Raw genomic sequence first — 14,044 nt, forward strand, 5'->3', positions numbered from 1 at the left:
TTTTTTGGCTGAGGTTTATGGGTAATCAGGATTGCTTATGAAATTTGTTATGACTATGGCATTGATATAGCTGAATTGCGGCAAAAGAGTTTCATGTTGGAACAAAATACAATCTATAGCCAAAATAGTCATACTAAGAGGTTAGTTTGCCTTAAATCATGCAATAATTTATTCAACAGCTAATATTAGTGAGTGTTTGAAGTAAAGGAGTACTCACATGTATTTGCGTTTTGTATTATTGGTTATCACTGTAAGTTTATTCATAGTGGGCTGTGGGGGGGATAAAAAAAAATATTCTCCCAATAGAGTATTGGTGGGAGATAGTTACATAGGTAACGCTAAAGTATGCCTTGATTGCAACAATGATATGTTATGCGGAAATGAAGAAGACAGTACTTATACATCCAATGACGGTAGCTATGATGTGTCTGGATTTCAACAATCTACAATAGGTCATTGCCCTCTCCTTGCTGAAGTCACACCTAATTCTTTTTATACTACGTCCAACAAGAATGTCGATAAATCAGTCACGTTAGCAGCTAACAGTGACTGCACTGTAATATCGACTAAAACGACCCTAGCTCATTTCTACGGTAATTTTGGTTTAAGCAATTATGAAGCAAATAAAAAGGTACAAAACCAGTTAGTTATCGATCAATCTCCTTGCTTTGATTATCTTGCACCTCAAAAGAACAACAATAGCTCAGAATCTCTTATGAGATTTAACAAACAAGTGATAAAAAGAATGCAAGCGCTATCCAGTGCATTAATGGAAAACATGATTTCTCACTTTGCGCTAGTCAATGAAAGCTCAAACAATGGTGGTGAGTTAACGTTTAAATTAAAACATCATTTTTCAGTTCATAATGCGCTCAATAAGTTACAAGCCATTGGAACAGAACGAGAACAACAAGCTGAGCTAGTGAGTCATTGTCCAGAAAGAACCAGTTCTCTTAATTTAAGAAATCATTTCGAAGAAGCCGTAATTTTAAACAACAGGATGTCAGCAAAAGCAGCTGATGTTTTACCCTTGTTTACAAGCAACACTTCAGAGTCCACTAAGTTAAATACTTATAAAGAAGTTTCAAAAAAATTAGCGTTTGATTCTATCAATGAAGAGGAAGATGCGTTTGAACGAGTTGAACACATAATTAATGGCACTACTGTATCGGGAGCCACGCCATCGCCCTTTATTAGTTTGAAAAATATTCTTTCAAATAGCCAAGTTCTCCCCTTAGGAGATAAATACGATGTTAGTGCTCTAGATTTAACTTCTACCGATTTTTTGGACTTACCGAGTGATCAGCAAGACACCATTAAAACCCTGCATCAAAAATATCCAAGCAGCGTTGTGCTAAAAAATAGGACAACGCCTAATATAAAATTTGTATATTCAGCCAAAAGCTTTAACGTTGACAAACCAAAACAAGTGGCCAGCTTGATGTACTCTTTTGCAGGATTAAATGAATGGGCAAAAGCGGTTAGCCCGACTTCAATCGATGATAAAAATGCTTTTTTTACTGAAAAAAATACTGTTTACGACTCTCAATTGAAAGCCTTTTCAGGCTTTGTTAGTTTTAATAATCCAACTTGTGATACCCCATCTAAATCTAATGACTGTAACATTGTCTCTGGGTTTAACGTTGCCTTAGATAACCCTCCTGTTTATGAAAATGAATTTCATGAAAATATTTTTAATGAAAGTGGTGGTGATGCTCAAAGGGTAACATTAAATCCAGTGGGGAGTTTTAGCTCTCTTGATTCTTTAGTTTCAAATCAAAATACGACTCAACCAGTATTACTCAGACTTAATATTAACAGTTATGAATATATTACGATTCAACTACTTGAAAATGGTATTGCTCAATTTATCAAATTTACCAATTATGACGATGATGAAAAAATTTTTGCTTTTATGTTTAAAATATTAGAGCCAACTTTTGTATTTTCTAATTCCACTCAGCCACAAAACGACCTACTCACCTTTAAGCAGTACGGAAATTCATTTACGGGTGGACCTTCTTCATTTCTAGATGACAGCTCGGGTGACTTCGCCTATTCTAAGTGGGAGAAAAAAATAATCGATTCACAGGAGGTCTATGTTATCGATCACCCAAAAGCTATTCAAATACTTGGTGATTTTGGTGTCCCTAATCTTACTCCTTCCTTGGCTAATCTCCCTAATAAAACAGCGATTACCAAAGTCAATGGAGTAATACGAATGGGTAATTACCATGATACTGGTGAAACCATATATCAAGATAAATTAGGCGTTAATGAAACCACTCATCAGCTGATTTTAGATGCATTAAATTGATTTCAATAAATCAATACAAGAAAGCCGCAAAAGTGCGGCTTTTCGTATTTATACCAATCTAGAAAGGCTAAATAAATAATCCCCGTAGCAAGCTATCTTCGCTTCGCTCAGACTTTCTCAAAGCGAAAGTGGGGTATTAACATTCTCCCTTTCGGTTACAAACCGCAGCGAGCTGCGGGGAATTGAAGCCCCATAGATTAATCTGTTTATATAACAATAGGGTTTAACTCAGTATCTTTACGAAGTGCTTTGGCCAATTCAGCCATATCCGCTGGTATTGGGGCTGTCCAGCTCATCATTTCGCAAGTGATAGGGTGTTGTAGCTCAAGTCTCACAGCATGAAGCGCTTGACGATTAAAACCTTTCAATACATCAATAAACTCTGCACTGGCCGCTTTAGGTAAACGGGGTCGACCACCGTATACAGGATCACCAGCCAGAATATGACCGATATGTGCCATATGAACACGAATTTGGTGAGTACGACCAGACTCAAGACGCAAACGTAATCGGGTATGAGCACGAAACTTTTCTGCTACACGATAATGAGTTACAGCAGGCTTACCTGAATGATTTACCGCCATATGAGTACGCTTAGTTGGATGACGCCCAATAGGCGCATCGACCAAGCCACCAGCGGTCATGGTGCCAGTGGCAATAGCTTCATATTCACGGGTAATTTGGCGAGCTTGTAATGACGCGACTAAATGGGTTTGCGCCTCTACCGTTTTAGCAATAACCATTAAACCTGTTGTGTCTTTATCAAGACGATGAACAATACCCGCTCTAGGTACTAGCTCAATACTTGGGCAGTGATGTAAAAGTGCATTCATCAAAGTGCCGTCTTGATTTCCTGCTCCAGGGTGAACCACCAACCCAGCTTGTTTATTGATCACTAAAATATCATCATCTTCATACACGATATCTAAATCAATTTGTTGAGCTTCGGCAACAACTTCTTCAGGTAGCTCTGCGTTAACTTCAACCTGCTGTAATTCCATTACTTTGGTTCTAGGCTTGTCCCACACCTCACCATCGACAGTGACTGCACCCGATAAAATCCACTCTTTTATTCGAGTACGGGAGTAATCGGGAAACAATTCAGCCAACGCTTGATCTAAGCGCTGACCAGTTTGAGTTGATGAAAACTCACTTTTTATATTTATCTCTTGAGACATGGGAACCCTAACCCAACTTTGGGGTCAATATGTGAATACCAGAATTTGATTATTCAGAAGTTTTCAAGTATTTCTCTCGACGTTTTGAAGAATCTCTGGTATCTCTGTTACAATCGGATAACTTCCATTTTATCGCGAAATGGAAAAATTCTTAACTACAACTTTAAAAGAATTGAATTCAAGTATGAATAGAGTGTCAAAAGGTGTTGCCTTAGCCCTACTCGCATTAACGCTAAATGCCTGTAGCAGTAAACCAGAAGAAATTTCAAAAAAAGCCACGGCAGAGATTTTATACTCCCAAGCTAGAAACTCTATGGAGTTAGGTAACTACTCTAAAGCCATTCGTACGCTTGAGGCTCTTGACTCTCGCTACCCATTTGGACCGTACAAAACACAAGTTCAATTGGATATGATTTTCTCTTATTACAAAACTGGTGATACGGCTCAAGCATTAGCAAATATTGATCGTTTTATCCGATTAAATCCAACCAGTAAAAATATTGATTATGTCTACTTTATGCGTGGCTTAACCAATATGCAATCAGATGATTATTTGTTTCATGATCTGCTGAACATAGATAGAACTGACCGTGATCCTCAGCATTCTGAACAAGCATTTAAAGATTTTGAGAAATTAATAAAGCTTTATCCTAATAGTGTTTATGCTGCAGATGCTCGTCAACGAATGAAAGCCATTAAAAACCGCTTAGCACGTTATTCTCTCCATGTTGCTGAGTACTATTTCAAAATGAGCGCATGGAGTGCTGCTGCTAGCCGAGCTCAATATGTGTTAGAAACATTTGAAGGCTCGCCATCAAGAGAAAAAGCCTTAGAAATTATGGCTAAATCCTACAAAGAGCTAGGCCAAAAAACACTAGAAGCTCATGTTCTCAGTGTAATGAAAGCTAATTACCCTGAAAACGCTCTTATCAAATAGTTTTTAAAAAGGCTGTATATCTACAGCCTTTCCCTTATTTATCAAGCCCAAAACATGATCTACACTTAAATCATTCTTCGAGTTATGGAATGATTTAATGACAATTCCTCTACACAAACGCCCTCTACAAGAGCAAGCCGCTCATCACGCTTGGATTAAAGAAAAGGATAAGGAGCACTTTTATTACAATAAGGGTGGCACTAGGCAAAGTGCTTATACTTTAGAGTTCCATGGAGAAGCTAAAGCCTTTACTGTCAATAAAGTAGCAGCTGGGCCACAATCAGATTTACATCACCAAGCTGTGATTAAGGCTTTTTTGGATGAAGGCATTGCAGCCGCACCTACAGTTGCAAGCAATCCAGAGCCTCAAAGGAGCTCAGTAAAAAAAATGCAGGCATATGAATCTAGAGTAAGCGCAAAAAAAGCCTCAGAAGAAGATGATTTTGTCTCATTCGATACCACTCTTCCCCGCCCCAGCGATGACGTTGAAGTAACAAGTAAAATCATAGCTAAAGACCCTAACCCCACTTTTAAAAGTAATCTTGAGTCTTTTCTAGAAACAGACAAAGGTAAAAAAGCACAAGGAATCGTAAGAAAGCTATTTAGGACCTCAGAGGCTAGTAGCCAAATTCATGAGCAATACAATGACACTAAACTCAAGGTAATTAAACAAGCCATTTTACGGTTTTTCGGCAAAGAAACCACCGAATGGACAGCTAGCCCCTGCATATGTCCCTTTACTGGTGAAAAACTCAAAGATGATAACGCTATTCAGCTTAGATTACATAGACCAGATGATAATGACCCAAGCAAAGATGCAGAAGCACATTGGGTCACAGTTTCTAGAGTAGGCTTGCGCCGATACTTGCTGTCAATGCATGACGGCGTACAATATGAATCAATTCCAGTTAATTTCGCCCCAGAACACATTACAGAGGATGATATCAGAGAAGTTACCGCCGACAACATAAACGAAGCTCAGCGCTGTCAACTTCGATTTAACCATAAGCAGTTTGTATTTAGAAATAATGAACCTAGAGAGGGTGAATTTCATTTAACTGAACGAAATAATTAGCTGGAAGCATTCAGTTTACCCGTACGTTCCCTAAATGCTCCCAGTATTGAACTGGAATATTTGCCTTTGGTTTTGAACTAATTCGTTTACAAAACCTTCGCTTATTCGCTTTTTTATAGAAAGTGCATTAAAAGAGTTGACTCCACCAATAAAAAACCGTTTAATGTCGCCCGTTGCCCGAATAGCTCAGTTGGTAGAGCAGAGGATTGAAAATCCTCGTGTCCCTGGTTCGATTCCGGGTTCGGGCACCAACTTTCTCCTATTGTTATTCTTATACTTCCTCTTTTATCAAAATTTTCATTAGGTTATAGTGCTATTATTCTAACTTCCTTATGACGATTGAGATTTAAAAAGTATGAATAATAACGGACAAGCTTCACTTTTACTTTCAACGTTTAATAATCAAAAACTAGCGTTTCAGAGTGAGCCATTTCTCCCCTACTCTGTTCGAATTCACTTCTTAAAATCGTTAAAAAAATCACTATTAGCTCATCAGGCAGAGTTAGTTTCAGCGTTAAATCAAGACTACAGTGGACGCTCAGAATACGACACTTTGATTGGCGATACTCTTCCCACTGTATCTCAAATCAATTACACGATTTCCAAATTAAAGCAATGGATGAAGCCAGAGAACCGAAGCGCAGGGCTAATGTTGGCACCAGCCAAGGTAAAAGTGCACTATCAACCTAAAGGTGTAGTTGGGATAATTGTGCCGTGGAATTTTCCGATTATGTTATCACTTTGCCCACTTGCTACAGCTATTGCGGCGGGCAATCGTGTGATGCTCAAGCTATCTGAATTCACCCCAAATACTAATGTAGTTATTAGAAAAGTCATCGAAACGACATTTTCTCAAAACCATATTGCAGTTATAGAAGGTGAAACTGACATTGCGGCAGAATTTTCAGCCTTACCTTTCGATCACCTGTTATTTACAGGTTCTACTCAAGTGGGACGCCATGTGCTGCGAGCGGCAGCCGATAACCTAACTCCTGTCACATTAGAATTAGGGGGCAAGTCACCAGTGATCATCGCTCCAGATATGAAAATTGAAACCGCTGTCGAACGCTTAATTTACGGTAAGTGCCTTAATGCTGGTCAAATCTGCGTGGCTCCTGATTATATACTTTGCCCATCGCATCGAATTGAAGAATTCGTTCAAACTTACCAACAACGCTTTCAAGTCATGTATCAAAATTTGGAGAACAACCAAGATTACACCAGTATCATCAATGAGCATCAGTTTGAACGATTAATGAACTTATTGGACGATGCCCGTGAAAAAGGCGCGCATATTGTTTCTGCATCCAATACCGACATTGATAAGCAACAACGAAAATTTGCCACTCAATTAGTAACCGGTGTGACTGATAATATGCAAATAATGCAACAAGAGATTTTTGGTCCGATTCTACCAATTGTTGGTTACGATAGCTTAGATGAAAGCCTTGATTACATTAACCAACGTCCTCGCCCGTTGGCACTGTATATCATGAGCTTTGATACTGATATTCAAAACCACATCATAAACCATACTCACTCTGGCGGCATCAGCATTAACGATACCGTGATGCAAGTCGCGGTAGATGACGCACCATTTGGCGGAATTGGCCCATCAGGAATGGGGCACTACCATGGTAAAGAGGGATTCAAAACCTTTAGCCACGCAAAAACAGTATTAAAGAAAGGCTGGTTTGATATGGGTAAATTTATCCATCCTCCTTACGGTACCAAACTTCAAAAATTCCTATTAGGCAGCTTTTTGAAATAATTAGAGGGCGTTTCCAATTAGATTTTTGATTGGGAACGCCCTCTAGCAAGCCACTATCCAGTATTCCTCTTGTAATATTACGTCAATGTTTGGAATACTGGAGCTTTACTATGAAACGTCTCTTTCAATTGACCTTAATTGCTTTTTCTTTTCTATCTATCAATGCTTTTTCGCAATCACCTTGGAATCCTGAGCAAATCGTAGGAACATGGAAAAACCAACGAGGCTCAACATTACAAATTGAGACTTTAGCCCATAATCACTTCAATGGTACTTTTACCACTGCTGTAGCTCATACCAAAAGCTGTATTGGCAAAGCCATTCCCATCCAAGGTTCTGTCAACCGCAATGCTATCGCTTTGAGTATGACTCTAAAATCATGTGGTTCTCCCACTACCATCGCCATGGTAGGTAGCATAGATAATCAAGAGCGCTTAGATACTTTATATTTAGTACAGACAAATGGCCTTGATACTTGGAGTGCTCGCGCCACTAATCATGATTTATATCGTAAGGTTAATTAACCTCAGCTCTGTATAAGCCAACCTCTACAGCACAGCTACTTATGCGCATTTCTGTGTTAGAACAGCCCGTAATAGGCTGGCTATTACGAACGGTTCTGCCTTGAACTACACAAAATTAGCAGTACTGTAGATAAAAAATTAAGGTTTGTATTGTAAATACATAATGTTATTGATTTCGTTATACAGAGCTGAGGTTAACTGGGCAGCCACACCTGCACCATCAGCCCTTGAGGTTGTCTATGGTGTAAGCTGATTTGACCATCGTGGGCTTCAACGATTTCTCGACAAAGCGGCAAGCCTAATCCTGTTCCAGACTGTTTAGTTGAGTAGAAAGGGAGTAAAGCCTGCTGCATCACTTCGCTCGACATGCCAGAGCCCGCATCTGAAATACAAATGCTCACGCCTTGTTTAGCTGCAACCCTTGTGATTTGAATCGTCATGGTGATGTCATCAAGCGCTGAACCTGACTCATGGGCGTTTTTCAATAAGTTTAATAAAACTTGCTCAATTTGGATTTGATCAAAATATCCTGCTTCACTGGGTAATTGCCCTACCAACTTAAATGAATAATGCTGATATAACTGCTGAGTAAGCACCTGCCAATCAACTTGGCCTTTTTGGGGTAACGGCAATTTTGCAAACCGAGCATAATTAAAAATGAATTGATTTAAGTGAGTGCAGCGACTTTCGATAGTATCGAAAATCAAATTTAACTGAGGAGACTCCTGATCTTTTGTCAGTTTTCTTCCTGAGTTTACCATTGAGGCAATAGGTGCTAGCGAGTTGTTGAGTTCATGGCTGATAATGCGGATAACCTTTTTCCATACCTGTACTTCTTGACGACTGATTTCTTTGGTCAGTTGCTTCAATAACAGTAAATGATGTTGTTGACCATTGAGTGCAAACGTACCACGACTAATATGCCAACTTTCCACTTCTTCTTGATTTAAGGTAAACAAACCTTGTTGCTGGCTTTGAATGATATTGGCCATTTCAGGTGATAAATTATCACTGATGTTTTGCAAAAAGCATCCTGCAATCGACTTACCCTCTGCAAACCAATGCCTTGCTGCATCATTGGAGTAGATGACCCTCTGATCATTATCCAGCAGTAACATGATATGAGGCGAACTTTGAATGACCTTATCAAGCAATAATTCCCGCTGATAAATGGATTGCTTCTCTTTCCGTAAAACCTTCGCAGCCTGATTAAACAACTTTACCAGTCGATTGACTTCTGTATCTTTGACCTCTGGAACAGTAACGCTAAAATCATTATCTTTAAAGTTAAGTAGCCCTACTTCTAACGCCTGTAAACTATTACTGATATTGGCGGTCAATAGCTTTACAAGAGAAGCACCGAAAAGCAATATCATTAAATGGAACAGCCAACTGATATCCCAGCCTAGCCATTGATTTGCTTGAGTTAGCCAACTATCTGGTTGCTGCAGTAATCCGCCTATCATTAGGGTTAATAAAATACTGCTTCCAACACAAATGCTGAAAACTACAGCAAGTCGAGAAGATAAACTCATCGCTCAATCCCGAACTTATCTAAACGTCGATACAAGGCCTGACGACTTAAGCCAACGGATTTAGCCACATGAGCAATAACACCATTATGTTGCTCCATTGCTTCTAGTATTTGCTGTTTATTCACTTCTATTTCTTGATTAAAATCAGACGCAACCAAGCCAAAATCTTGCGGTTGTAATTTACTGTCTCTTGCTAACAAAACTGCACGTTTACAGGCATTTTGAAGTTCTCGAACATTGCCATTCCAAGGATGGGCTAATAAAGCTTGCTTAGTGACTTTTTCTAACGAAAATTCAGGACCTATAAAATGCTCGACTAAGGGAACAATATCGTCTTTACGCTCACATAAAGCAGGAACGTTCAGCTCAATCACATTTAGGCGGTAATACAAATCTTCACGAAAGCTACCGTTAGCAATATCTGATAATAAATCTGCGTTGGTAGCGCTTATCACTCGAACATTCACTTTACGTGTTTGACTACTGCCAAGACGTTCATACTCTCCAGTTTGCAAAATCCTCAGTAACTTTACTTGCCCAGAAAGTGGAAGGTTACCAATTTCATCCAAAAATAAGGTACCACCATTAGCGGCTTCAAAGCGCCCAACTCGTGCTTTTGTCGCTCCTGTAAATGCGCCAACTTCAGCACCAAACAATTCAGCTTCGAGTAGCTCACTTGGTAAAGCACCGATATTCACTTTGACTAAAGGCTTATCTTTTAACGGCGAGTTAGCGTGAAGAATATCGGCAATTTTATCTTTGCCAGCACCATTCGGACCCGTGACCAACACTGATACATCAGAGTTAGCGAGCTGCAAAGCTAAGTCTACAACCCTTTGCATAGTGCCACTGGCAAACACTAGCCCACATAATTCAGCTTTAGCAATAGATTCAGTTCTTTGATTGTCGATTCGCTTTAGCTGCTGGTTGTGTTTGGTGGCTCGATGTAATTCCAATAAATTATTAATACTGGTTAGCAATTTATCGTCATCCCAAGGCTTAGACATATAATCTGCTGAACCTTCTTTTACCAGCTCCACCGCCATTTCAAGCTGAGTCCATGCAGTGATCAAAATAATTGGTAAGGTGGGCTGAAGTTCTCGAATGGCATAAAACAGCTGTTGCCCTTCTTGGCCTGAAGTCGTATCTGCGCTGAAATTCATATCTTGGATCACCAACGAGATTTCTTGCTGCTTGATAATGCTAAGCGCATCCGCTTCGTTATGACAGAACAAAGCTCGATGACCATTGAGCTCCAACATTAAAGCTAATGCTTGGCAGACAGATAGGTTGTCATCGACGATAAGAATTTTTTCCATTTCTTTTGTTTTTTCCGTTTATAAGCGTATAGCTGCGCAAGCAGGAACCTAGTGTCTTTATCCATTAAAAAGTCGCTGGATGCCTGCCTCCGCAGGCATGACGGCAATTAAACCTTATACACTTCTCGTAGCAATCGCTGGCGAAATTGCAGCCGCCTTTCTAGCGGGAAGTAATACCGCTATGGTAGTAACGACAAATAATCCCGCCACTGTAACAAAGACATAACTCAGATCCAACATGGGCAAGTCATAGTGACGCATCATTTGATTACCTAATTGCATAGCGAGAATGCCACCAAGCAAAGCCCCTAAGCTACAAATCAAATAGTTTTCAACTAAAAACTGCTGAATAATATCGCGTTTTTTCGCTCCGAGTGCTCGACGTGTTCCTATTTGCTTAGTGCGTTTTTGAATGTTGAACATCACCATGCCGGATAGACCAAGAGAAGCAATAACCAGAAGAAGAACAATGATCATCGATAATGTACTAACCATTAACGCATCATTTCGATATGCGTCCTCACGAATTTCAGCAATGGTTTCAAAACCCTGAAAGACTCGATATGGATTGTCAGCTAGCAAAGCATCTTTAATGTCTTTTTTTAGTTGAGGAATATCTTTAGGGTTTGCTCTAACGGCATAGATAGCATTTTTGCCAGCCCTTACAAAGTCATAGCTAAATATCACTCCATGTTGAAAGGTACTTCTTCCGACACTGTCCCCTTGTAAGTATTCTAAAACCCCTACAACTTCTGCACTCTCATCTGGACCATTAAAAAACGTTTTTCCTACTGCAGGACCTTCGCCCCACATTGCAGTTGCAAAAGCTCTTGATACAATAGCCTTGACGTCTTTCGCATTCGGAGAATAATCTATCTCCTCTATTCGAAAATTGCGGCCTTCAATCAATTTTAATCCGAGTGTATTAATAAAATTATGGTCATTAAAAAAGATCCCTGCTGATACTTCTTGTTGATTCTCTTTATTTCTATCGAATGCTTCCCTTGTAAAACTTGAAGACCACCCACTTCCACTCATAGGGATCATGCTCACCAAGGAAGCATTTTTGACGTTGGGTAAATTTTTTATAACTTCGATGTCTTTACGGCGTTGCAAGTCGTAGTCAACTTTTTCTCCAAAGTTATAAATATTTACAGTAAATACTTCAGCTTCTGCAATACCCGATTCACGATTCATTTTCTGTAATCGTTCATGAATAATAAAACTGGCATTAGCCACAATCGCTACCGACAAAATAATTTGCAGTAATAATAAAGCTGGGCCGCTTTTACTACGCCATAATGCGCTAATAATAGGTTTAATATTTAACATGGTATTCCCTTACTGGCTCTTTAAATAAACGCTTGGCTTGGTATGGCACACCTTCCATGCAGGGAAAATGCCTGCCACCAAAGTAGTAGCAATTGCGATAAGAGGTGCAATAAACCACATGCTATTACTCATACTGATCAGCGATGAATCCATACCAAACTTTTCACCCAGTAGATAAAGCATGCCTGATGCCAAAGCTAGCCCAACGAGACCACCCAGCAATCCGATAATACCGACCTCAACCATATATTGACTAAAAATGTGCGCTCGGCTTGCGCCTATCGCCCTTCTGACTCCAACTTCTGATGTTCTCTTTAAAAATTTCGTCAGTATTAGTCCAAGAATGTTCACTAAACAAACTGATAGAAATAAGAAACTTAGCCCAACTAAAATACGATTATCTTCTTTAATAACCTCAGCAATAGTTAGCCACTGTGAAACCGTGTTTAACTTACTTGAATCTGCCGAAGTCTTATTGTCAGTAAATCGTCCTAACGCTTTTTGCTCATCAATATAACCGGTCAAAATTTGTTTATATTGCTGACGGCTTTCTTCGTTGTTTAGCTCAACCCAATATTGGAGCCAAACTTTTTCTGATTTCAGCGTATCTGAGAAAGTTTTCGTGTCTTCATGTTTCCAACCACTGATATTTCCCCACACTTGGAACTTCTCAATTGGCAGTAGGGAGAATGGTACAAAGACTTCTTCAGCATCACGAAATGCACCGTTCATCGGATCGAAAAATTTTGGTTGAGGGTTCCAGTTATCAATGATACCCACTACTTGATACGGTTTACGGTTAAGGTATACGGTCTTACCTACATTATCCCCACCACCAAACATTTTTTTATTATATTTTTCACTGATCACTGCATGATAAGCCGCATCTTTATCTACCTGTTCTCCCCATGACGTCCCATAAAGAAAAGGGACTGAGAACATAGAAAAGAAATCGCTATCAGTTACACGAATTGCACGTAGTTCAGGTTCGAAATTACTTTCATCAACTTGAAGTACTGCTCCAGAACGCATTTGCGCTAACTGTTTAAATTGAGGGGCTAAGTTTCTCAGGTTCATCGCATCTTGATACGTGATTTGCATGTGAAAGTCATCCCAAGTTTCTGGCCCTTGACTCCACAATTGCACCGCATGTAATTGATCACTTCTTTCCCCTGCCGGGTTAAACGCCATCATTTGGTATATGTTTAACGTTGTCGTTGTAATGCCAATACCTATGGCAATAGCTGTTACCATCAGCAGCGACAGTGCTGGCGTTTTACGAATACTTCGCCACGCTAAATCTAAATAATGTAGAAACATTGTTTTCTCCTTAAGCTAATGCTTCTTCAGTGTCACTTGGCGTTTCTTGCTGAGGCTGATACATGGTGAAATCACACACCTGACCATCTACAATTTGGATGTTTCTTTGTGCTCGGCGAGCGAGTTCAGGATCATGCGTCACCATAATGATGGTTGTGCCTTTACGGTTGATATCTTCTAGCAGCTCCATCACTTGGCGTGCCATTAAGCTATCTAAGTTACCTGTCGGTTCATCAGCAAGTAGAAAACGAGGTTCGCCCGCTAACGCTCTTGCAATAGCCACGCGTTGCTGCTGACCACCGGAAAGCTGAGAAGGAAGATGCTTTTGACGTGAACCTAAGCCTACTTGCTCCAATGCAGCATTCACTCGTTGCTGCCGCTCTTTACGCCCCATTCCACGATAACGCAATGGCACTTCAACATTTTCGGCTAGGTTTAGATCAGGGATCAAATTGAAACCTTGAAAAATAAAGCCGATTTTTTCATTTCGAATTTGTGTTCTTTGGTTATCATTTAAGTTAGCCACATCAATACCGTCTAACTCAAACTCACCTTGGCTAAAAGGCTCTAACAACCCTGCAATATTCAAAAAGGTCGTTTTTCCTGAACCAGATGGCCCCGTTACAGCTACAAACTCACCTTCATTCACCATGAGATTAAAGTCACGCAAAGCGTGGGTTTCCACTAGGTCGGTTTTAAATATTTTGCTGACCTTGTTCATTTTCAACATACTGAA

General features: G+C 39.8%; 11 protein-coding genes and 1 tRNA gene. 6 read left to right on the forward strand and 6 right to left on the reverse strand.

From position 1 onward, the window contains the following. Nucleotides 1-217 precede the first annotated feature (217 nt). A complete protein-coding gene (locus AC1EU0_RS08280) occupies nt 218-2,317 on the forward strand; it encodes a hypothetical protein (protein ID WP_480301921.1) in 2,100 nt (699 codons plus the stop codon). Between the two features lie 206 nt (nt 2,318-2,523). On the opposite strand, the gene rluD is transcribed toward AC1EU0_RS08280, so the two are convergent. After that, nucleotides 2,524-3,495, reverse strand: a complete 972-nt coding sequence (rluD, locus tag AC1EU0_RS08285; RefSeq protein WP_480301923.1) for a 23S rRNA pseudouridine(1911/1915/1917) synthase RluD — start codon at nt 3,493-3,495, stop codon at nt 2,524-2,526. A 184-nt stretch (nt 3,496-3,679) separates the two neighbouring features. On the opposite strand from rluD, the gene AC1EU0_RS08290 reads away from it, so the two are divergent. The 5 genes from AC1EU0_RS08290 (at nt 3,680) to AC1EU0_RS08310 (ending at nt 7,802) form a co-directional block, all read left to right on the forward strand. Further along, nucleotides 3,680-4,432, forward strand: a complete 753-nt coding sequence (locus AC1EU0_RS08290) for an outer membrane protein assembly factor BamD (RefSeq protein ID WP_480301925.1) — start codon at nt 3,680-3,682, stop codon at nt 4,430-4,432. A gap of 97 nt (nt 4,433-4,529) precedes the next feature. Then, nucleotides 4,530-5,507: a hypothetical protein gene (locus AC1EU0_RS08295; protein ID WP_480301927.1), complete on the forward strand. Its 978-nt coding sequence runs from the start codon at nt 4,530-4,532 to the stop codon at nt 5,505-5,507. 175 nt (nt 5,508-5,682) lie between these two features. Next, nucleotides 5,683-5,758, forward strand: a tRNA-Phe gene (locus AC1EU0_RS08300). Nucleotides 5,759-5,862: 104 nt separating this feature from the next. Then, a complete protein-coding gene (locus tag AC1EU0_RS08305; RefSeq protein WP_480301928.1) occupies nt 5,863-7,278 on the forward strand; it encodes a coniferyl aldehyde dehydrogenase in 1,416 nt (471 codons plus the stop codon). Nucleotides 7,279-7,388: 110 nt separating this feature from the next. Continuing rightward, on the forward strand, nt 7,389-7,802 hold the full coding sequence (locus AC1EU0_RS08310; RefSeq protein ID WP_480301930.1) for an avidin/streptavidin family protein: 414 nt from the start codon (nt 7,389-7,391) through the stop codon (nt 7,800-7,802). Nucleotides 7,803-7,996: 194 nt separating this feature from the next. Here the strand turns inward: AC1EU0_RS08310 and AC1EU0_RS08315 are convergent, their stop codons facing one another. From AC1EU0_RS08315 to AC1EU0_RS08335, 5 genes are all read right to left on the reverse strand, one after another. After that, nucleotides 7,997-9,337 carry a sensor histidine kinase gene (locus AC1EU0_RS08315; RefSeq protein ID WP_480301932.1) on the reverse strand — a complete coding sequence of 447 codons (1,341 nt, stop codon included), beginning with the start codon at nt 9,335-9,337 and terminating at the stop codon, nt 7,997-7,999. Then, nucleotides 9,334-10,656 (reverse strand): sigma-54-dependent transcriptional regulator, encoded by a 1,323-nt coding sequence (locus AC1EU0_RS08320; RefSeq protein ID WP_480301934.1) that lies wholly within the window; start codon nt 10,654-10,656, stop codon nt 9,334-9,336. Before AC1EU0_RS08320 ends, AC1EU0_RS08315 begins: the two co-directional genes overlap by 4 nt. Before the next feature lie 114 nt (nt 10,657-10,770). Continuing rightward, entirely contained in the window at nt 10,771-11,988 is a 1,218-nt protein-coding gene (locus tag AC1EU0_RS08325; RefSeq protein ID WP_480301936.1) for an ABC transporter permease, read from the reverse strand. Between the two features lie 9 nt (nt 11,989-11,997). Beyond that, nucleotides 11,998-13,308, reverse strand: coding sequence for an ABC transporter permease (locus AC1EU0_RS08330; protein WP_480301938.1), 1,311 nt, complete (start codon nt 13,306-13,308; stop codon nt 11,998-12,000). Nucleotides 13,309-13,318: 10 nt separating this feature from the next. Next, nucleotides 13,319-14,038 (reverse strand): ABC transporter ATP-binding protein, encoded by a 720-nt coding sequence (locus AC1EU0_RS08335; protein WP_480301940.1) that lies wholly within the window; start codon nt 14,036-14,038, stop codon nt 13,319-13,321. Between the last annotated feature and the right edge of the window lie 6 nt (nt 14,039-14,044).

It is taken from the genome of Parashewanella sp. 2210YD4-3, from assembly GCF_056591735.1.